At 66.3% G+C, this 19,091-nt stretch carries 25 protein-coding genes; 16 read left to right on the forward strand and 9 right to left on the reverse strand.

The window, feature by feature from the left end; translation table 11 throughout:
• Window positions 1-43 precede the first annotated feature (43 nt).
• The 4 genes from AC1VVM_RS05855 to AC1VVM_RS05870 all read left to right on the forward strand — a co-directional run bounded on the left by AC1VVM_RS05855 (window position 44) and on the right by AC1VVM_RS05870 (window position 1,880).
• Window positions 44-358, forward strand: a complete 315-nt coding sequence (locus AC1VVM_RS05855; protein WP_132388374.1) for an antibiotic biosynthesis monooxygenase family protein — start codon at window positions 44-46, stop codon at window positions 356-358.
• Window positions 355-702: an ArsC family reductase gene (locus tag AC1VVM_RS05860; RefSeq protein WP_482956097.1), complete on the forward strand. Its 348-nt coding sequence runs from the start codon at window positions 355-357 to the stop codon at window positions 700-702. The genes AC1VVM_RS05855 and AC1VVM_RS05860 overlap by 4 nt, the downstream gene beginning before the upstream one ends.
• Window positions 703-780: 78 nt before the next feature.
• Window positions 781-1,383 carry a nicotinamide riboside transporter PnuC gene (pnuC, locus tag AC1VVM_RS05865; RefSeq protein ID WP_132388380.1) on the forward strand — a complete coding sequence of 201 codons (603 nt, stop codon included), beginning with the start codon at window positions 781-783 and terminating at the stop codon, window positions 1,381-1,383.
• Window positions 1,380-1,880, forward strand: coding sequence for an AAA family ATPase (locus tag AC1VVM_RS05870; protein ID WP_482956098.1), 501 nt, complete (start codon window positions 1,380-1,382; stop codon window positions 1,878-1,880). The genes pnuC and AC1VVM_RS05870 overlap by 4 nt, the downstream gene beginning before the upstream one ends.
• Window positions 1,881-2,244: 364 nt before the next feature.
• Here AC1VVM_RS05870 and ubiG read toward each other — a convergent pair whose 3' ends face one another.
• Window positions 2,245-2,994 (reverse strand): bifunctional 2-polyprenyl-6-hydroxyphenol methylase/3-demethylubiquinol 3-O-methyltransferase UbiG, encoded by a 750-nt coding sequence (ubiG, locus tag AC1VVM_RS05875; protein ID WP_482956099.1) that lies wholly within the window; start codon window positions 2,992-2,994, stop codon window positions 2,245-2,247.
• A gap of 82 nt (window positions 2,995-3,076) precedes the next feature.
• On the opposite strand from ubiG, the gene AC1VVM_RS05880 reads away from it, so the two are divergent.
• On the forward strand, window positions 3,077-4,336 hold the full coding sequence (locus AC1VVM_RS05880; RefSeq protein ID WP_132388629.1) for an aspartate kinase: 1,260 nt from the start codon (window positions 3,077-3,079) through the stop codon (window positions 4,334-4,336).
• An 80-nt stretch (window positions 4,337-4,416) separates the two neighbouring features.
• Here the strand turns inward: AC1VVM_RS05880 and AC1VVM_RS05885 are convergent, their stop codons facing one another.
• Window positions 4,417-4,947, reverse strand: coding sequence for a DUF2239 family protein (locus AC1VVM_RS05885; RefSeq protein WP_482956100.1), 531 nt, complete (start codon window positions 4,945-4,947; stop codon window positions 4,417-4,419).
• An 89-nt stretch (window positions 4,948-5,036) separates the two neighbouring features.
• On the opposite strand from AC1VVM_RS05885, the gene AC1VVM_RS05890 reads away from it, so the two are divergent.
• Window positions 5,037-5,372 (forward strand): GIY-YIG nuclease family protein, encoded by a 336-nt coding sequence (locus AC1VVM_RS05890; protein ID WP_482956101.1) that lies wholly within the window; start codon window positions 5,037-5,039, stop codon window positions 5,370-5,372.
• A gap of 246 nt (window positions 5,373-5,618) precedes the next feature.
• Here the strand turns inward: AC1VVM_RS05890 and AC1VVM_RS05895 are convergent, their stop codons facing one another.
• Both AC1VVM_RS05895 and AC1VVM_RS05900 read right to left on the reverse strand, forming a co-directional pair.
• Window positions 5,619-6,914 carry an acetyl-CoA hydrolase/transferase family protein gene (locus AC1VVM_RS05895; RefSeq protein WP_482956102.1) on the reverse strand — a complete coding sequence of 432 codons (1,296 nt, stop codon included), beginning with the start codon at window positions 6,912-6,914 and terminating at the stop codon, window positions 5,619-5,621.
• A gap of 50 nt (window positions 6,915-6,964) precedes the next feature.
• Window positions 6,965-7,405 (reverse strand): hypothetical protein, encoded by a 441-nt coding sequence (locus AC1VVM_RS05900; protein WP_482956103.1) that lies wholly within the window; start codon window positions 7,403-7,405, stop codon window positions 6,965-6,967.
• Window positions 7,406-7,552: 147 nt separating this feature from the next.
• Between AC1VVM_RS05900 and AC1VVM_RS05905 the strand changes: the two genes are divergently transcribed.
• From AC1VVM_RS05905 to AC1VVM_RS05915, 3 genes are read left to right on the forward strand one after another with little or no spacing between them, the layout of a single operon-like run.
• Window positions 7,553-8,572 (forward strand): NAD(P)H-dependent flavin oxidoreductase, encoded by a 1,020-nt coding sequence (locus AC1VVM_RS05905; RefSeq protein WP_482956104.1) that lies wholly within the window; start codon window positions 7,553-7,555, stop codon window positions 8,570-8,572.
• Between the two features lie 10 nt (window positions 8,573-8,582).
• Entirely contained in the window at window positions 8,583-9,437 is an 855-nt protein-coding gene (gene purU / locus AC1VVM_RS05910) for a formyltetrahydrofolate deformylase (protein WP_482956105.1), read from the forward strand.
• An 11-nt stretch (window positions 9,438-9,448) separates the two neighbouring features.
• The gene (locus AC1VVM_RS05915) at window positions 9,449-9,853 is read left to right on the forward strand and encodes a VOC family protein (RefSeq protein WP_132388398.1); all 405 of its coding nucleotides are present in this window, start codon (window positions 9,449-9,451) and stop codon (window positions 9,851-9,853) included.
• A gap of 269 nt (window positions 9,854-10,122) precedes the next feature.
• Here AC1VVM_RS05915 and AC1VVM_RS05920 read toward each other — a convergent pair whose 3' ends face one another.
• The gene (locus AC1VVM_RS05920) at window positions 10,123-10,578 is read right to left on the reverse strand and encodes a beta-lactamase hydrolase domain-containing protein (protein WP_482956106.1); all 456 of its coding nucleotides are present in this window, start codon (window positions 10,576-10,578) and stop codon (window positions 10,123-10,125) included.
• A gap of 111 nt (window positions 10,579-10,689) precedes the next feature.
• Between AC1VVM_RS05920 and AC1VVM_RS05925 the strand changes: the two genes are divergently transcribed.
• Window positions 10,690-11,568, forward strand: coding sequence for a dienelactone hydrolase family protein (locus tag AC1VVM_RS05925; protein WP_482903136.1), 879 nt, complete (start codon window positions 10,690-10,692; stop codon window positions 11,566-11,568).
• 73 nt (window positions 11,569-11,641) lie between these two features.
• On the forward strand, window positions 11,642-12,046 hold the full coding sequence (gene msrB, locus AC1VVM_RS05930; protein WP_482903137.1) for a peptide-methionine (R)-S-oxide reductase MsrB: 405 nt from the start codon (window positions 11,642-11,644) through the stop codon (window positions 12,044-12,046).
• A 206-nt stretch (window positions 12,047-12,252) separates the two neighbouring features.
• Here msrB and AC1VVM_RS05935 read toward each other — a convergent pair whose 3' ends face one another.
• Window positions 12,253-14,508: a transglycosylase domain-containing protein gene (locus AC1VVM_RS05935; protein ID WP_482956107.1), complete on the reverse strand. Its 2,256-nt coding sequence runs from the start codon at window positions 14,506-14,508 to the stop codon at window positions 12,253-12,255.
• A gap of 175 nt (window positions 14,509-14,683) precedes the next feature.
• Here AC1VVM_RS05935 and AC1VVM_RS05940 point away from each other — a divergent pair, with 175 nt between their 5' ends.
• Together AC1VVM_RS05940 and AC1VVM_RS05945 are read left to right on the forward strand one after the other, a co-directional pair.
• Window positions 14,684-14,986 carry a YciI-like protein gene (locus AC1VVM_RS05940; protein ID WP_482903138.1) on the forward strand — a complete coding sequence of 101 codons (303 nt, stop codon included), beginning with the start codon at window positions 14,684-14,686 and terminating at the stop codon, window positions 14,984-14,986.
• A gap of 8 nt (window positions 14,987-14,994) precedes the next feature.
• The gene (locus AC1VVM_RS05945; RefSeq protein ID WP_482956108.1) at window positions 14,995-15,381 is read left to right on the forward strand and encodes a nuclear transport factor 2 family protein; all 387 of its coding nucleotides are present in this window, start codon (window positions 14,995-14,997) and stop codon (window positions 15,379-15,381) included.
• Here AC1VVM_RS05945 and AC1VVM_RS05950 read toward each other — a convergent pair.
• Entirely contained in the window at window positions 15,378-15,959 is a 582-nt protein-coding gene (locus AC1VVM_RS05950) for a hypothetical protein (protein ID WP_482903140.1), read from the reverse strand. The two genes, AC1VVM_RS05945 and AC1VVM_RS05950, sit on opposite strands and share 4 nt — an antisense overlap.
• A 236-nt stretch (window positions 15,960-16,195) precedes the next feature.
• Between AC1VVM_RS05950 and AC1VVM_RS05955 the strand changes: the two genes are divergently transcribed.
• Window positions 16,196-16,540 (forward strand): hypothetical protein, encoded by a 345-nt coding sequence (locus AC1VVM_RS05955; protein WP_243652592.1) that lies wholly within the window; start codon window positions 16,196-16,198, stop codon window positions 16,538-16,540.
• Window positions 16,541-16,670: 130 nt separating this feature from the next.
• On the opposite strand, the gene AC1VVM_RS05960 is transcribed toward AC1VVM_RS05955, so the two are convergent.
• The gene (locus AC1VVM_RS05960; RefSeq protein ID WP_132388415.1) at window positions 16,671-16,964 is read right to left on the reverse strand and encodes a hypothetical protein; all 294 of its coding nucleotides are present in this window, start codon (window positions 16,962-16,964) and stop codon (window positions 16,671-16,673) included.
• Window positions 16,965-17,300: 336 nt separating this feature from the next.
• Between AC1VVM_RS05960 and AC1VVM_RS05965 the strand changes: the two genes are divergently transcribed.
• Window positions 17,301-17,894 (forward strand): COG3650 family protein, encoded by a 594-nt coding sequence (locus tag AC1VVM_RS05965; protein ID WP_482956109.1) that lies wholly within the window; start codon window positions 17,301-17,303, stop codon window positions 17,892-17,894.
• Window positions 17,895-18,041: 147 nt separating this feature from the next.
• Here the strand turns inward: AC1VVM_RS05965 and AC1VVM_RS05970 are convergent, their stop codons facing one another.
• On the reverse strand, window positions 18,042-18,470 hold the full coding sequence (locus AC1VVM_RS05970) for an OsmC family protein (protein ID WP_132388417.1): 429 nt from the start codon (window positions 18,468-18,470) through the stop codon (window positions 18,042-18,044).
• A gap of 226 nt (window positions 18,471-18,696) precedes the next feature.
• Here AC1VVM_RS05970 and AC1VVM_RS05975 point away from each other — a divergent pair, with 226 nt between their 5' ends.
• The gene (locus AC1VVM_RS05975) at window positions 18,697-19,089 is read left to right on the forward strand and encodes a hypothetical protein (protein ID WP_482903143.1); all 393 of its coding nucleotides are present in this window, start codon (window positions 18,697-18,699) and stop codon (window positions 19,087-19,089) included.
• Window positions 19,090-19,091 lie beyond the last annotated feature (2 nt).

The following is a 19,091-nucleotide window of genomic DNA, read 5'->3' on the forward strand; positions in this document are numbered from 1 at the left end:
CCACATGCTTGCCGAATGCGCCGCGAGAGGCCATGAGCGGGCTATGTTCTTGGTCGTATTCCGCAATCGCAAGCGTGCCGATATCGATGCCGCAGCCTATTCCGCCGATGCCGAGGCGATGGAGGTGCTGGCCCGCGCACAGCCCGGTTTCCTCGCCTTCAAGAGCTACACCGGCGACGACGGCGAAGTGATCGCCCTGTCCGAATGGGCCGACGAAGCCGCCGCGCTGGCATGGCGGCGCGTGGCCGCCCACGCCGAAGTGCAGGGTAAGGGCCGCGAGCATTATTATCAGAACTATACGCTCTTCGCCTGCAACGAGCCGCGGGTGCGCCACTTCGAAAGGGAAACCGACTCGTGAGCCTTGAATTCTACGGCATCCCCAACTGCGACACCGTGAAGAAGGCGCGTAACTGGCTGGACGCGCGCGGTACGGATTACACGTTTCACGACTACAAGAAGGAAGGCGCCGATCCGGCCCGGCTCGAAAAATGGGTGGCGGAGGCGGGCTGGGAAAAGCTGCTGAACCGCGCGGGCACCACCTTCCGCAAGCTGCCCGACGCGGACAAGGCCGCCCTCGATGCGGCGAAGGCCATCGCGATCATGGTGGCGCAGCCGAGCACCATCAAGCGTCCGGTCGTCGAATATCCGGGCGGGCTGCTGGTGGGCTTCAAGCAGGACGAATGGGACGCGGCGCTGTCCTGAACGAATGGATTTACCCAAGTGCATCCAGCCTGAGCGGAGGCCGGACTGCACATTGAAGGGACGATTGAAGGGGCGACGATGAACACGGTCGAATGGATTGCGGCAGGGCTGGGGCTTGCCAACATCGCGCTGCTGGTGCGGCGCAGCGTGTGGAACTTCCCGTTCGGCATCGCCATGGTGGCGCTCTACTTCTTCGTGTTCTTCGAGGCCAAGCTCTACGGCGAGGCGGGGCTGCAAGTGTTCTTCCTGGCCGCGCAGGTCTGGGGCTGGGTGCTCTGGGTGCGCGCGGGCGGGGGTGAGACGCGGGTGCCGGTGCGGCGGCTCGACGTGTTCAGCCGCATGCTCTGGCTGGTGGCGACAGTGGCGCTGACGCTCAACCTCGGCTGGGTCATGCACAAGTTCACCGATGCCTCGCTGCCTTATGCCGATGCCGCCATCGCCGGGGCCTCGATCGCCGCGCAGGTCCTGCTGGCCTATCGCCGGATCGAGAACTGGGTGCTGTGGATCGCCATCGATCTGGGGTCGATCGGGGTCTACGTCTACAAGGATCTCTGGCCGACGGTGGTGCTCTATCTGGTCATGCTCACGATGTCGGTGCTTGGCCTGCGCGAATGGATCGCTGCCGAGAAGGCCCAGAACGCGCGTGAGCGCGAGCGGGAAGCCGCAGCAGCCATCGCATGATCACGGTCTGCCTGCACGGGGCGGAAAGCACGGGCAAGTCGGTACTCGCCGCGCGGCTCGGCCATCCGTGGGTGCCCGAGTATGGCCGCACGTACTGCGAGGAGCGCGGGACCGACCTGACGATGGCCGACCTGATCGCCATTGCCGAGGGGCAGGCGGACGAGAACCGGCTGGCCATGGCCGCGCGTCCGCCGCTGCTGGTGCTGGATACCGATCAGCTCATGACCGCCGCCTGGGCCGAGATGCTGTTCGGCGAGGTGCCGGAGGTGTTGATGAACTATCCGAAGGCGGATCACTATCTGCTGTTCTCGCCCGATGTGCCGTGGCGGGACGATGGTACGCGGTTCTTCGGCACCGACGAGGCGCGGGCGCGCTTTGCCGGGTTGGCCGAGGAGATGCTGGTGCGGGCGGGAGTCTCGTTCACGCGGATCGGCGGTTCGTGGGAGGAGCGTGAGGCGCAAGTGCGGGCGGCTATCGCGGGGCTCCCTGCAGCGTAGGGCCGTAAATGCAGAAGGCCTAACCGGAGAAGCCCTAACCGAAGCAGTCCTAACCGAAGTAGTCCCAACCGAAGCAGTCCTAACAGCAGTCCCGTCGCCCCCGCGAAGGCGGGGGCCCCGCTTCCTTTTCGCCCCGCCGCAAGAACAAGCGGGGTCCCCGCCTTCGCGGGGGACGACGGGATGGTTGCAGAGGATGGAAGAGCTTAGAGCGCGGGCTCCAGATCCTCCCCTGCAAGGGGAGGTGGCAGCGCGGAGCGCTGACGGAGGGGTATCAGCCTCTCGATGGCGCGCCACGGCGAGAGCGTTATACCCCTCCACCACCCTTCGGGCGGTTCCCCTCCCCTTGCAGGGGAGGAATTGAATCTCAGCCCTTCCGCGCCGTCACGATAAAGTTCAGCGAGAGGTCGTCCGACAGGTGCAGCCCGCGCGTCGGCGACCAGGCGATGCCCTTCGGCTCGCCCATCACCAGACCCGCGCCTTCAACAAGCGCACGCAGTTCCTCGGGCGTCGCGAACTGGCTCCAGTCGTGGGTGCCGCGCGGAACTTTGCCGAGCCGCTCGGCCGCCTCGACTAACAGCAGGCGCGAGGCGGCGGTGCGGTTGGGGCAGGAGAGCAGCATCAGACCATCGTCCGCCAGCGCATCCGCAAGCTGGCCGATGAACAGCGCCTTGTCGGTCACATGCTCGATCACTTCCAGCGAGCAGACGAGGTCGTAGCCGGAGAGGCCCAGCGCGCCCAGTTCCCCGTGCTTGTAATCGATCGGCAGGCCCATCGCCTCGGCATGGGCGCTTGCCGCAGCGATGTTCTCCGCCGCCGCATCCACGCCCGTCACTGCAGCGCCAAGGCGGGCGAGCGGTTCGCAGAGCAGCCCGGCACCGCAGCCGGCATCGAGTGCGCGCTTGCCGGAAAGGGGCTTCAACGCGCGCGAATCGGCGCCGAAATGCGCGTCGATCGCGGCGCGAATGAAGCCCAGGCGCACCGGGTTGAGCTGGTGGAGCATGGCCGAGGAGCCCTTCGGATCCCACCACTCGGCGGCCATGGCGCCGAAGTGCGCCGCTTCCTTCGGATCGATTGTTGCGCCGGAAGGCGTGTTCGAAGCAGTTGCATTGTCCATGACTCCCCCCTAACAGCGCGCCCGACCGTTATCCACACGCGCATCCGTCATGCGCACAATCCTGATGGGGAGCAACCAGACCTTGGCACGCATCGTGATGAAATTCGGCGGCACGTCGATGGCCGGCACCGAGCGAATCCGGCGCGTGGCGGGTATCGTCAAACGCCAGCAGGAAGCGGGCCATGAAGTGGCGGTCGTCGTCTCGGCGATGGCCGGCGAGACCGACCGTCTCGTGAACTTCTGCCGCGAGGCCAATGCGCTTTACGATCCGGCGGAATACGACGTGGTCGTGGCCGCAGGCGAGCAGGTCACGTCGGGGCTGCTGGCGCTGACGCTTCAGGCGATGGGCTGCAAGGCGCGCTCGTGGCTCGGCTGGCAGTTGCCGATCAAGACCGACGACGCCCACGCCAAGGCCCGTATCGAAGACTTCGATTCGGACGCCCTGCTGGCCTCGATGGCTGCCGGTGAAATCGCGGTGATTCCGGGCTTCCAGGGCGTTTCGCCCGATGGCCGCATCACCACGCTGGGCCGTGGCGGTTCGGACACCTCGGCGGTGGCCGTGGCGGCGGCGGTCAAGGCCGACCGCTGCGACATCTACACCGACGTCGACGGCGTCTACACCACCGACCCGCGCATCGTTGCCAAGGCACGCAAGCTGCCGTTGGTGACTTACGAAGAAATGCTCGAACTGGCCTCGGTCGGCTCGAAGGTGTTGCAGACCCGCTCGGTCTCCCTCGCGATGAAGGAGAACGTGCGCGTTCAGGTGCTGTCCTCGTTCATTGACGAGAATGCCCCTGCGGCCGACACCCTCCCCGGAACGATGATCGTCAGCGACGAAGAACTTGAAGGAAGCGACATGGAACGCCAGCTGATCACCGGCATCGCCGCTGACAAGAACGAAGCCAAGGTTACCCTTACCCGCGTGCCCGACCGTCCGGGCGCCGTGGCCGCGATCTTCGCGCCGCTTGCGGAATCGAACATCAATGTCGACATGATTATCCAGAATGTCGCCAAGGATAAGGGCGAGACCGACGTCACCTTCACGGTGCCGCAGGCCGACCTCGTCCGCGCGCAGGCGCTGCTGGAAGAGCGCAAGGAAGCCATCGGCTATTACCGCATGATCGCCGACAGCAGCGTGGCGAAGATCAGCGTCGTCGGCGTCGGCATGCGCAGCCATGCCGGTGTTGCCTCCACCATGTTCAAGACGCTGGCCGATCGCGGGATCAACATCATCGCCATCTCGACCAGCGAGATCAAGGTTTCGGTCCTGATCGACACCGACGAGACCGAACTGGCGGTGCGCGTGCTGCACACGGCTTACGGGCTCGACGCTGCGGCCTGACCCTTCGACAAGCTCAGGGTGAGCGGTCGGAATAGTGTGAATTAGAGAAAGGCGGCGCGGTGAGCGCCGCCTTTTTCGTATCAGTCTTCCAGTGAGGGCTGGGCCAGTTCGAGCACGTGATCACGTAAATCGCCGGGCCATGAAGCGAGGGCCTTGGCGAAATCCTCCAGCCTGTCCGCGAAGAGCAGGCGGCTGGCTTCCTCGAACCCCGGCAAGTCGCCGCCGAGCGCGGACATGACGCGGTAGGCGCGCTCGTGCGCCATGCGCCGCGCGGTGCGGCCGTGGTCGACCTTGCGGGCCTCGTCGACGAGGCGGCGCAGTGCCTGCGAGGCGCCGCCGGGCTGCTGGGACAGCCAGTCCCACTGCCGGGGCAACAGCGTCACTTCGCGGGCGACGACGCCCAGCTTCGGGCGGCCGCGACGGCGCGGCGCTTCGCTCTCCTCGGGGGCAGGAGTGGCGACGCCGCGCCAGTCGAGATCGACCGGGCGGCCGGTGGCGTCGTCGAACACGAGCACGCCTTGCTCGCGGCCGCGCAGGGCGGCGATCAGTTCGGCGGGCGTGCCGCGTGCGGCGCGGGTGGTGCCGATGAAGGCGGTGCAGGTCTGGGTCATCGTGGGTCCTGACAATATTTTTGCCCGGGTAAATTGAATTTGCGTGCGAGTCAATTTATCCGGGTGAAAATACAATAGGGAATCGAACCATGGAACGTCAGGACCGCAAGGCCGCCATTGCCGAATATCGCGAACGCAAAGTCGATCCGGGCATCTACGCCTTGCGCTGCACGGCGAGCGGAGAGGCCTGGGTCGGCCGCGCGCCGGATCTTGCGACGATCTGGAACCGGCTGTCGTTCACGCTGCGACAGGGCACGACACCGCAGCGTACGTTGCAGGAGGCATGGAACGCGCACGGAGCGGACGCCTTTGCGTTCGAGGTGCTGGAAGTTCTGGATGTCGAAGAACTCGGCCTTGGGCTGGGGCGGGAACTCAAGCAGCGCCATGCGGATTGGGTCGAGCGGCTCGGGGCGATGGCGATTTAGATCCAAGCGGCGATTTAAGCGCAAGGATAGCCAAAACCACCCCGTCGTCCCCGCGAAGGCGGGGACCCCGCTTGTTCTTCTTTCAGCACGCAGAGACGCAGAGAGAACGGTGGACTGCTGCACGGCCTCTCTGCGTCTCCGCGTCTCCGCGTGAAACCAGAAAGCGGGGCCCCCGCCTTCGCGGGGGCGACGGGGTGTTTTAGACTAAGACTGTTTTGAGGCTAAGTCTGCTTTGCAGCGATAAGGTTAGAGCGCTTTCGCCAGCTCGTCCCGGAACTTCGGATCCGCCAGCCCGATCAGCAGCTCAGCCCGCTCGCGCAGGGACTTGCCGCGCAAGTTGGCAGCGCCGTGCTCGGTGACGATCCAGTGCACATCGTTGCGCGGCGTCGTCACCGGCCCGTCCAGTTTGGGCACGATGCGGCTGACCGTGCCGCCCAGCGCGGTCGAGCGGCAGGCGATCACTGAAACGCCGCCCTTCGAACCATAGGCCCCGCGCACGAAATCCAGCTGGCCACCGGCGGCGGAGAACTGCCGCCCGCCCATGAATTCGGAATTGCAGGCGCCCTGCAAGTCCACCTGGATCGTCGCATTGACCGAGACCACCTTGTCGTTCAGCGCGATCACGGCGGGGGCGTTCACCACGTCCACCGGCATCGAATAGACCTCGGGATTGCCGTCCATCCAGCGGTAGAACGGCTCGTCCCCCATCGCGAAGGAATAGACGGTAAGGCCCGGCTGCGTGGTCTTGAGGCGGTTGGTGACGACTCCGGACTGGGCCAGCCCGGCCATCGCGGGCGTCAGCAGTTCGGTATGGATGCCAAGATCGCGGCGGTTACCGATGCGGCGGCAGACCGCGGCGGGCAGGTTGCCGATGCCCATTTGCAGGCAGGCGCCGTCGTCGATCAGCTCGGCAATGGAGGCGGCAATCGCCTCGTCCTCCGGCGATCCCGCCGCCTCACCAAAGCAGAGCAGGGGGACGTGGTTCTCGACGATGGCCGAGACTTCGGAGATGTGGAGCGGACGCGGGCAGGTGACGCGCGGCATCGCCGGGTTGACCTCGACGATCACGATCCGGGCGCAATGCGCGGCAACCGATGTATAGTCGTTCGCCGCGCCGAAGCTGAAATAGCCGTCCGCATCCATCGGCGAGACCGTGAGCACGCAGGCGTCGAGTTCGATCTCGTCCCGCAGCAGGCGCGCGGACCCGGAAAAGGCGCATGGTACGAAGTCGATCAGCGCCTCGGCAGCCGGGTCGGCCTTTATCAGCGCGCGTTCGACCCCGCTCATGAACAGGCACTGCGGACGAATCTTGCCCAGCAGGTCGCGCCGCAGGATGGTGGATCCGGCATGGACTTGCGAGAGCAGGTACCAGACCCTGAGGTCGCGCAGCGTGCCCGCCTCGGCCCGGCGGGCGATGGCAGCCAGCAGCGCGGGCGGCTCGCCCACGGCCATGCCCATGGCAAGGTCGCTGTCGCTTTCGAGCGCCTGCACCGCCATGTCGGCCGTGGTCAGCTTGGCTTGGTAGAGACTGCGGACATCCATCGCCCATGGGTCTCACCCCCGGGCGACGAGATCAAGCCTCGCGAAAATTCCTAAACTGCCCGGCCTGATGCGAGATGGCTGCTGAGTTCGCGCAGGGTGCTCGCTGCCGCATCGGTTTGGCCCTGCTTGACGGCTTCGTGCGCCAGCCTGACCTGCTCTGCCATATGGCGGCGCAGGCTGACGGGTACGCCCGCGTCCAGCGTGTGGACCGAGGCGGAGAGCACGCCGAGCTGCACGAAGGCAAGCTGGCGATCCTCGCTGGTGCCGTCGAGGCGGGCGGCGACGTTGCTTGCCATGATCTCGATGTCGAGCAAGGCCTTGCGGTCGGCATCGGCAAGGCTGGCGAAACGCGGCGTGGCCGTCATGCCGGTCGCGGCGACATGCGGCCGCGCGACCACAGTGACGGCGAGCGCGACGCCCGCGATCACTACCAGGGCGAGGAGGAAGAGAATGGAAGGCTGGCGCAGGGCGCCACGGGGGGCATTGGTCATACCGTGCAAGGGTCCGGTGGTTGGATCGTTCAAGGGAGGTTGGGGAAGGGCGTGATGGCGGAAGGTTCGCAAAGGCGCGGCTTGTGCCGCGCGTTTCCGCACCCTATGGCGCTCGTTCGTTCATGAATGCGGGCTATGGGAGCTTCGATGGCCGCCACCAATAAGACCTCTGCGCTGATGGCGCGGGGATGCGAATTTCTCGGCAGCGAATATGCGATCCTGTGCGGCGCCATGTCCTGGGTGTCCGAACGCAATCTGGTTTCGGCGATCAGCAATGCCGGCGGTTTCGGCGTGATCGCCTGCGGGGCGATGAACCCGGATCTTCTCGACAAGGAGATCGCGGCCACGCGCGCCCTGACCGACAAGCCCTTCGGTGTCAACCTCATCACCATGCACCCGCAGCTGTTCGACCTGATCGAGGTCTGCGCGGCGCACAAGGTCAGCCATGTCGTGCTTGCGGGCGGCATTCCGCCCAAGGGCAGCGTGGAAGCGATCAAGGCATCGGGCGCCAAGGTGATCTGTTTCGCGCCGACGCTGGCGCTGGGCAAGAAGCTGCTGCGCTCCGGTGCGGACGCGCTGGTGATCGAGGGCATGGAAGCCGGCGGCCACATCGGCCCGGTCTCGACTTCGGTCCTCGCGCAGGAAATCCTGCCCGCGCTGGCCGGCGATAACCTCGTCTTCGTGGCGGGCGGTATCGGCCGGGGCGAGGCGATGGCCGGCTATCTCGAAATGGGCGCGGCGGGCGTACAGCTCGGCACCCGTTTTGCCTGTGCCACCGAATCGATCGCGCATCCGGACTTCAAGAAGGCCTTCTTCCGCGCTTCGGCCCGCGATGCCGTGGCGTCGGTACAGGTCGATCCGCGCCTCCCGGTGATCCCGGTGCGCGCGCTGAAGAACAAGGGCACCGAGGAATTCACCGCCAAGCAGATCGAAGTGGCGCGCCTGCTGGACGCCGGTGAGGTCGACATGGGTGAGGCCCAGCTCAAGATCGAGCACTTCTGGGCCGGTGCCCTGCGCCGCGCGGTGATCGACGGCGATGTCGAGAACGGCTCGATCATGGCGGGCCAGTCGGTCGGCATGGTCAGCAAGGAAGAGCCGGTGACGGACATCATCGCCGCGCTCATGGTCGAATCCGAGACCGCGCTTTCCAACCGCGCTGCGGCCTGAGGATCGACCCATGGCAGAACCGCTGATCCTCGCGCTGTCCTGCGCCGATCGCCCGGGCATCGTTGCCCGGGTGACCGGCTACCTCGCGCAAGCGGGGGGCAACATCATCGAGGCGCAGCAGTTCAACGACCTGGATGAAGACAAGTTCTTCATGCGGGTGGCCTTCGATCCCGGTTCGGCCGATCGCGAGGAAGTGCGCGAGGGCTTCGGCCCCATCGCGCACGAATACGGCATGGCCTGGTCGATGACTCGTCGCGACCGGCCGCGCCGCGTGCTGCTGATGGTCAGCAAGTTCGACCACTGCCTGGCCGACCTGCTCTACCGCCTGCGCATCGGCGAATTGCCGATGGACGTGGTGGGCATCGTCTCCAACCACCCGCGCGAGGCGATCGATTCGGCGATGATCGGCGACCTGCCGTTCCACTATTTGCCGGTCACCAAGGATGCCAAGGCCGCGCAGGAAGCGCAGATCCGCGCGCTGGTGGACGAGACGCGCGCCGAGCTGGTGGTGCTGGCGCGCTATATGCAGATCCTCTCGGACGAGATGGCGGCGTTCCTCTCGGGCCGCTGCATCAACATCCATCACTCGTTCCTGCCGGGCTTCAAGGGCGCCAAGCCCTATCATCAGGCGCATGCGCGCGGGGTGAAGATGATCGGCGCCACGGCGCATTATGTCACGGCAGACCTCGACGAAGGGCCGATCATCCATCAGGATGTGGAAGCGGTGACTCACGCCGACACGCCCGAGGACATGGTGCGCAAGGGCCGTGACATCGAACGGCGCGTGCTGGCAGAGGCCGTGCGGCTCCACCTTGAAGATCGCGTCCTGCTCAATGGCGCACGCACGGTGGTGTTCAGAGGATAGGTGAGGTTGCAATGCAGGTCAGCGGTATCGATCACGTCAACGTCCTGACCGAGGACCTTGAAGGCACCGCGCGGTTCTACGAGGACCTGCTGGGCCTGACGCGCAGCCCCAACTCGACCGTGGCCTCGCATATCGCCGGTTACTGGATGCGCGATTCGGCGGGCAATGCCATCGTCCACCTTGTCGACCGCACCACGGCCCGGGAACGCTACGACGGCTATGTTCCCGGCCTGCCGACCAATGCGCTCCATCACGTGGCGCTGCGCTGCACCGGCTTTGCCGAAATGCGCGCGCGGATAGAGGAGATGGGCGTGCCGCACCGGGCGATGGAGCATCCCTCGCTGGGTCTGGCGCAGATTTTCCTGGTCGATCCCAACGCCGTGAATATCGAACTGAATTTCCCCGGCGCTGCCTAGGCGGCTGGCGGGTTCTGCTGCCAGCATCCGGGGACTTGGCGAACGCGGCATCCACCCAGCATGCGAGTGGCGTTCCTGCGTTGGTCCCAAGTTGGCGCGCCCGCCGACGGCCAACTCTACTCCGTCATCCTCCCCACCCGCTCAGGCTGAGCTTGTCGAAGCCCCTGCGAGCGGGGCGCGAGGCCTCCATCCTTCGACAGGCTCAGGATGAGCGGAGTGGGTGCGGAGAGGGAGAGAGGGAGGTCTCACTGTACTCCGGGAATCGCCGCTTAATCCCCGGCGATGAAGCGTGCCCAGATGGGCGCGTCCTTGTGGGAATTCGTCTCCGGCTCCCACTGGACGCGCATCAGGTCGCGGGCCTCGGTTTCTGGCATGCCCCGCGCGCGGTTCCAGCGATAGAGAAAGGCGGAAACCCGCCAGTTGAAGATGCAGTGAACGTGCACCGGCGCCTCGCCCGCCGCCGCCATCGCGGCTTCGAAAGCAGCGAAGTGACTCTCGCCCGGCGCGTCGAAGGGGACCGGAATGTGCACGTAATCGATCCCGGCCGCCGCCAGCTCGGCCGGCTCACCGGGCAGGGCATCGGGATGGTCGGCCAGCGCAAGGTTGATCACCCGCCGCACGCCCAGCGCGGCCAACCGGCCGGGATCACCCTCGACCAGCTTGCCGGATGTGGTGAGGCGCGCGTCGATGCGCTGCCAGCAGGCGATGTCCTTGGGGTCGTCCATCGATTCCGTGCCTTTCGTGAAGGAGGGGACTCGCCATGCGTCATGATGGTCGCTAGCCTGAATTCCATCCCGAAAACAACTGCGGCCGGGTAACTATGGAGCATCCGTTCGATGTGTGACGACTTCACCGCTCTGGCCGAAGACGAGAACCTGAAACGCCGCGGGCTCGACCGCCGCACGTTTGCCGCGCTGGGCGCCAGCGCCGCGCTGGCCGGGTGCACGGGGGGCAGCATCCTGCCTAAGACCGGCGGCAGCGGCGTCAAGGAGAAGATGGTTTCGATCACCACCACCGACGGTGTGGCCGACGCTTTCTTCGTCCATCCCGGCAAGGGCGCGCATCCCGGGATCATCATGTGGCCCGACATTGCCGGCCTGCGCGAGGCGATGAAGATCATGGCCCGCACGCTCGCGGCAGAGGGCTACGCGGTGCTATGCGTGAATCCCTATTATCGCGGCGGACCGGCCCCGACGTTCGAGAGCTTCTCGGACTACCGCACGCCGGAGGGGCAGGCCAAGGTCGCCCCGCTGCGCGCCGCGCTCAAGCCCGAGGCGATCACCCGGGACGCGCGGGCCTATGTCGCCTTCCTGCTGGGCGATCCGGCGGTCGACACCAAACGCGGTATCGGCAGCAACGGCTATTGCATGGGCGGCCCCTTTACTGTGCGCGCCGCCGCTGCCGAGCCGGACCACGTGCGCGCGGCCGCCTCGCTCCACGGCGCCGGGCTGGTCACCGCCGATCCCGACAGCCCGCACCGCCTGATCGCCAAGACGCAGGCCTCGTTCCTCTTCGCCATCGCCCGCAACGACGATGCCAGCCAGCCCAACCAGAAGACCGACCTGAAACAGGCCGCCGAAGCCGCGAACCGCCCTGCCGAAGTGGAAGTCTATCCCGCCGACCATGGCTGGTGCGTGCCCGATTCCCCCTCGTGGGACCCGGACGCTGCGGACAAGGCGTGGCAGCGGATGCTGGCGCTCTACGCGACGCTGTAAACCGCTCCAAGACAGGAAGGGATACTGGAAAGCGGCCGCCGCTTCTCCCATATCCGGGCGCAAGGAGAAGCCGATGACCGACAAGATCCATCTCACCGAAGAACAATGGCGCGAAAAGCTGAGCCCGGAGCAGTACCAGGTGCTGCGCCAGTCCGGGACCGAGCGCGCCTTCACCGGCAAATACGAAAGCAACAAGGCAGAGGGCATGTACTTCTGCGCCGGCTGCGGGGCGCCGCTGTTCTCGTCGGAAACCAAGTACAATTCGGGCTCGGGCTGGCCGAGCTATACTGCGCCCGTCAGCGCCGAGGCGGTCGACGAGCACCGGGACGTGTCGCACGGCATGGTCCGTACCGAAGTGCGCTGCGCCAAGTGCGAAGGCCACCTTGGTCACATGTTCCCGGATGGTCCCGGGCCCTCGGGCCTGCGCTACTGCATCAACAGCGCCTCGCTGGACTTCAAGCCCGAGGATGAGGGCTGAGGTTTGGGGTGTTGCGGGGGCAGGGCTGAAACAGGCACGCCCCATGGCCGCGATGCGGTAGATACGGTGGACCAATAGCACCTCGTCGCCCCCGCCTGCTCGGGGACGACGCGGTTTTGTTTCGCAAGAAGGGCGGGGGGTATTCAGCCTCACCCCCAAACAAAAAAGGGACCGGAAATCCGGTCCCTTTCTCGTATCGATCGGCCTCAGACGCCCGGTGTGCGCACCGGCGAGGGTGTTCGGGTCGCGCTGGGCCGCGCGGCGCCGGATCCCTGTCCGCCGCGTGCGCTGTCATCCGGCGCGGGGCGGCCGGTGGCGCGGCTGAGGAAGTCATCGTTGGCGGCCGGAGGAGCGCCGCCCCCCGGTGCGCGCGGCGCGCGCTCGGGCGGCGAGCCCGGCGCCGCTCCCGGAGCGGCAGCGCCGCCGGGGCCGTAGTCCGGCATCTGCGGCGTGCCCGGACCGGGGCCGGGGCCGACGGTGCCGTCTTCGTAGCGCGGCTGGCCATCGCCCTGATCGTTCGCGCCGGGATGCACCACGTTGCCGTTCTCGTCGACATAGTAGTAGTCGTCCGGGCTGCCCTGCAGGGCCTCGTCGTCGGGTTCCAGCTGCCATTCGGGCAGCTTGACCTCGGTCTGGAACTGTTCGACCGGGCGGCCGGCGACGGCGACCTTCATATAGTCGGCAAAGGCACGCGCCGGGGCGTGGCCGCCGGAGAGGCCGGGAACCGGGTGGGCATCGTCGCGGCCCATCCATACGCCGGTGGTGATGCCGCTGGAGAAGCCGAGGAACCAGCCGTCCTTATTCGAGCTGGTGGTGCCGGTCTTGCCCGCGACCGGACGGCCGATCTGCGCGGCGCGGCCGGTGCCGGTGGCGACGGTGGTCTGCAGCAGGTCGGTAATGCCGGCAGCGACGTTCGGCGGTACGAGGACCTGACCGCGCACCGACTTGTGCTCGTAGAGCACCTGGCCCGACGTGGTGGTGACCTTGACGATGCCATAAGGCTCGACCGAGGTGCCGCCTGCCGAGATCGCCGCGAAGGCGCGCGTCATGTCGATCACGCGCACTTCCGACGTGCCAAGCACCATCGCGGGCTTGGTGTTGATCGGCGTGCTGATGCCGAAGCGGCGCGCCATCGAGGCGACCGTGCCGAAGCCCACTTCGTTGCCGAGCTGCGCGGCCACGGTGTTCTTCGAATAGGCGAAGGCGGTGCGCACGTCGATCTGGCCGGCGAAGTTGCGGCCGTCGTTCTGCGGGCTCCATCCGTCGATGGTGACGGGTTCGTCCATCACCCGGTCGTCGGGCGTGTAGCCGGCTTCCAGCGCGGAAAGGTAGACGAACAGCTTCCACGCAGAGCCGGGCTGGCGCACGGCATTGGTGGCGCGGTTATAGTTCGAATTCACGTAATCGGTGCCGCCGACCATGGCCAGAACGGCGCCGTCGCGGTCAAGGCTGACCAGCGCGCCCTGTGCGCCCTGCGGCGCATTGGCGGCGATCGAGCTGGTCGCGGCCTGCTGCATCTTCGGGTCGAGCGTGGTCCAGACCTCGATCGGCTCGTTGGTATCGGGCAGCAGCGTGTCGAGCTGGGGGAGGGCCCAGTCGGTGAAGTAGCGGACCGAGTTCTGGCCCTTTTCGTGGTTCACGGCGACATCGGCGATGTCGGCGATGTCGGCCTCTTCCTGCGTGATCGCGCCGTTCTTGACCATCAGGCCCAGCACCACTTCGCCGCGGCCCTTGGCCGCATCGAGGTCCGCCGTGGGCGAATAGTTCGAAGGCGCCTTCACCAGACCGGCGATGATCGCGGCCTCTGCGGTCGAGAGTTCGGTAGCCGGGTGGCCGAAGAACTTGCGGCTGGCCGCGTCGATGCCATAGGCGCCGCCGCCGAAATAGACCTTGTTGAGGTAGAGTTCGAGGATCTGGTCCTTGGTGAACTTGCGCTCCAGCGCCAGCGCCAGCACCGCTTCGCGAACCTTGCGGCCCATCGAGCGGCTGTTGTTCAGGAACACGTTGCGCGCGAGCTGCTGGGTGATCGTGGAGGTCGCCTTGGCGCGGCCGCCGGTGGTCAGCGAGACATAGACCGCGCGGACAAGGCCGAGCGCGTCGACACCGACGTGATCGCGGAAGCGGCGGTCCTCAACCGAAACCATGGCGCCGCGCATGACGGGTGGAATCTCGTTATAGGACAGCCACTTGCCATAGCTCGGCCCGAGCGAGACCAGTTCGCTGCCATCGCGCGCGCGCACGACGATCATCTGGCCGTTCTGGCTGCTCTTGAGAGCGTCGAAAGCGGGCAATTGGCTCATCGTCACGGCAACGGCGGTGCCGATGCCGATGGCGGCCAGCAACGTCAGCGCTCCCCCCCACACGAGCACGCGCCGCACGAGGCGACCGAAGAACGACGATTCTTTCGGATTCGAGGAGGAGGGCCCGCCGGACGAGCGGCTCCGGCCGGTATTCTTGGCCATTTTCTAGGTGCAGATCCCTTATGTGGACCGGGCGGTCCGAGCGCTCTCTACCCCATGGACGCGGGTTTTGTAACCCGAGGTTAACGGGGCGCGCTCCGATTTCCTGGGGATGCCTTGGAACGCCCGGATTCCGTGGCGCTGGAACTGCGCAGCGGCCGGTGGCAGAAGGGCGCGCATGGCTCACTATCTGCTCACCTATCACCTCGCCGCCGACTATCTCGACCGGCGCCCCGAATTTCGCGACGCGCATCTGGCGCTGGCGTGGGCCGCCGCCGAGCGCGGCGAACTGCTGCTGGGCGGCGCTGTCGAGGATCCGGTCGATACCGCCATGCTGCTGTTCGCGGGTGAGGGGCCGGAAGCGGCCGAGGCATTCGCCGCCGCCGATCCCTATGTGACCGAGGGGCTGGTGCAGCGCTGGACCGTGCGCCGCTGGAACACCGTGGTGGGCGCGCAGGCGGCGAATCCGGCCCATCCATGAGCGGTTCCATGAGCGCTTCCGGCGAACTCGCGATCCGCGCGCGCCGCGCCGCGTTCAACCGCGCCATTGCCGAGGGCGATGCCGCCGCGATCGGCTCGATCCTCGCGCGCGACTGCGTGATGGTGACCGGCACCGACAGCGCGGTGATCGCCGGACGCATGGGGCAAGTGAAAGTCTGGCGCCGCGAATTCGCCGCCGCCGGTCGCATGGTCTATGTGCGCACGCCGGAGCGGCTGGAGATATCGCCGGTCGAGCCCATCGCCATGGAGCATGGCTGCTGGCAGGGCCTCGACGGCGCTGGAACGACGCTCGCCTCGGGCCGCTATACCGCCAAGTGGCGCGAACTCGGCGGCGAGTGGGTGATCGAGGCCGAGATCTTCCTGACGCTGGCTTAACTGGTGCCGTGCTCGGCGGCGGTCACGTCGTCGGCCGCGGCGCGGGCGCGGGCGGCGGCGGCCGAAGCGGCATCCTGAACCGGCGGTCCGGCGGGCGCGGGCGCACGCATCTGCCGGTCGGGCGCATATTGAGGGGCATATTGAGGGGCAGGCGCATAGGCCCGCCCACGCGGCGCGGCCTGCGCATAATTGCTATCGTCCGATCCGTCGTCGCTCTGCCAGTCCGGACCTTGCCAACCGTCTCCGCGCAGGATCACGATCTGGCCGGGAGCAGGGGCCGCGCGGAAGGCGGGACCGTCCGGCTGGGGCGCATAGGCGTATTCGTCGCCGTCGTTGCCTTCGAGCGGATAGCCTTCCTGATCGTTATAGACATGGCGCTCCGCCATCGCGCCGTCGCTGCGTGACCTGTCGGGACCGGCGTTGAACGCCACGTAGCCCTGCGGTGCCGCATTGTCGTGCGGGGCGAACCGCGCGGTCAGTTGCCGCATGCCGCCGGCCGCCATGCCGCCCGCGACGAAGCCCGCACCCGTGCCTGCCACCAGCAGGAGAACCATCCACTTACCCGCACCCATCGTCACTCACGTCCCGTATGATTCCGCCGCTTCCCGCGCGCCGCCTAGACAGTCTGCCCTGTCCGGTCGGTGAACGGAGGGCGGTGAACGGCGAAACGCGCATCTGCGTATTTCCCCGGAGGGTGCCGGTAACGATCCGGCAATCAGGATTATGAGACGGTTAAGCCATACCCATGAGGCTATTTTAGCAGATGTACACGCGGCGCGATTCCTTTGCGATGACACCCTGTTGGTACCGGGGTGTGCATCAGCCCGACGGCCGCCGCGAGCGCGAGGAGGACGGATCGATCCTCTGCACCTGCCGCCATTGCCGCAAGCAGATCCGATCGCGAGAGGGCAAAGTCTGGAATCTGGCCGAGGGTCTGGATCTCGACGCGCTGGCCGCCTCCTGCATGTCGAGCCACTTCAGCGTGGTGGACGCGGCGGACGGCGTGGTGATCGCCCGCTACCCGCTGCCCGAAGGCAGCGATGAAGAGGCCATCGAGGCGCTGCGCGACCGGCTTTGCGCGCAGCACGGGATCGAGCCGGGCGGAGACCTTGAGGTCCGCCTTGTCAGCCACGCGGCGATCCTGGGCAAGCGGCATTGATGCCGCATTTCCGTTAGGGGGGGAGGGCGCCGTCCCGAGCTGCGCGCACGAAAAGGGCGCCGCCCCGGCCGGGGCGGCGCCCTTTTCGTTTCATTCACCGCGACCGGGCCAAAGCCCGGCCGCCGCGAAATCAGTTGCTCTTGTCGGCAGCGCCGGCGAGCGCGTTGCGCGCATCGGCCAGACGGAAATCGACATTGCGCGAGTTGTAGGTGCCGGTCACGCGGTTGCCGCTCACGTAGAGGCGGAACGGAACCTGGCCCGAAGCGGTGCCCTGGATCACGGTCACGTTGCCCTTCTGGGCAGTGGTGTAGTTGTAGTGCACGCCGTCGTGCTGGAAGTCGCGGGCGTCTTCGGCGTGAGCGGAAACGGCACCCAGGGCAACAGCGGCGATGGCAGCGCCACCGGCAAAGATCGTCTTGAACATGGCAAAATCCCTAACTGGTGAGGAAGGAGATCGCCTAAGGGGCATCCAACCTCTTGTTGCAGTGCAACATGGATGGGAGGCCCCTTTTTCGCAATGGCAATAGATGCTACCTGTGTTGAGGAAAACGCAACATAGTGGAAAAACTCCGACAAGTTATGCGCTTAGGCAACATCGGGCGAAAAGCGTCCGGCCGGAGAAAAAATTGCGGCTTGCGAGGCCAACGTCCCCCGGGTTTTGGCTATTCCGGACAGCGTGCAGAGGCTGCAATCGTTCCTTCTTGCGGCGGTGGCTGACCCCGGTTACGCTCTCAGGATGCCAATGGGTTCCGTGACTTGCATGCCGCGCCGCATCAAAACCAGCCTCCCGGCGGCTACGCTGGGCTGCCTGCTACTCGCTGCCTGTCATGGCAGCAACGATGCCGGACACGGCGTTCCGGGCGACCGCGACGATCACAAGCCATGGAGCGGTATTGCCGTTGCCGAGCGGATTCGCGTGGTGGGCACCGAGCCGTTCTGGAATGCAGAGATTCGCAACAACCTCCTCACATATCGTACGCCCGAACGGCCGGGCGGCGATCAGGTTTCCGTGGCCCGCTTCGCCGGGCGGGGCGGGGTTTCGTTCAGCGGCACGCTACTGGGCAAGGAATACACGATCGCGATCGAGCCCGGGCCGTGCAGCGATGGCATGTCGGACCGGCGCTATCCGTTCAACGCTCTGCTGCGCGTGGGAGACGAAGTCCGCAAGGGCTGCGCGTGGAGCGACCAGCATCCGGCCAAGATCACCAAGCCCGGCGAACCGTCACGCTCGGCGGCCGAATCGGGAATCATCGAGGACCGGCAGTTCCAGATCGGCGGAGCCACCGCAGGCGCCGAGAGCGGATGGCCGGAAGACAAGGCCATCAAGGGCGTTCAGGTCGATCCCACCCCGTAAGCGCCCCCGAAGTGTGAGGGAGGCCGCCAGAGCATGATCCCTTCGGATCATGCTCTGTTTATTCTTTGTTTGCCGCATTTTCCGAGTCGTCAGGTGATCCCACCTGACTTGAAAATGCTCTGGGGCAGCCCCCCGCACGCCATCGCGTCAGCCTTCGAGCGACTTTTCCAGCGTGATCTCGCAATCGAGCAGCTTGGAAATCGGGCAGTTCTTCTCCGCTTCCTCGGCGAATCGGGCGAAATCTTCCGCCGAGATGCCGGGAATCGCGCCCTTGAGCACCAGCGCCGACTTCGTCACCGCGAAACCGCCGTCGGCCTGATCGAGGGTGATCGTGCACTGGGTGTCCAGCGTACCTTCCGCAAAGCCCTCGCGCGCCAGCACGAAGCTGGTGGCCATGGTGAAGCAGGCGGCATGGGCAGCGGCGATCAGTTCCTCGGGATTTGTGCCGGGCTTGCCTTCGAAGCGGGTACCGAAACCGTAAGGCTGGCTGGAAAGCACGCCCGAACGCGTGGAAATCGAACCCTTGCCTTCCTTGCCGAGGCCTTCGTAGCGGGCGGAAGCGGAATTGGTGGTCATCGGGGAGGTCCTTTCGGTGCTGCCCGGCGCGATGCGCGGGCCGCGATGTGTCGCACGAAAAGGCGGCCGAGTCATGACAGTGGTCTGGCCCGATGGAGCGCGGCGGCATTCCACGGCGAAATTCGGCGGAATTTCGCGGGATCCCGATATCGCCCCACCGGCTCTTGAGCGCTTGGGGTTTGCTTAATCGACTGTTATCGTCCGGGGTTCGGATAAGGCGGGCCGCATGACGGCACCGTCACTGGAAGAGGATGGTGTCATGAAGCAATTCCTGACGGCATTTCACGTAGGATTGGCGGCTTTGGCGCTGGTCTGGCCGGGCCAGAGTCCGGCCCAGAGTCTGGAGCAGCCGCTGCCCGCTGCAGCCGGCGCGGTCGATCCCGATGCGATGACGGGCGCGTATTTCCTGCGCGACACTCTGGTTCCCCGGGCGGACGATCTCGCCCTTATCCAGCGCAAGCCCGCCCTCTACCTCTCCAGCTTCAATGACGACATGGCGACAGTGGCCTATTCGCTGGAAGGGCGGCGGATCGTCTACCGGGTGGTATCGGGCAATCTTGATGCCGCCGCGCGCGATGCCATCGACCGCGCGCTGGTAAAGCTGCAACGCAAGGTCTGAAC

It is taken from the genome of Novosphingobium sp. BL-S-33 (assembly GCF_056857025.1).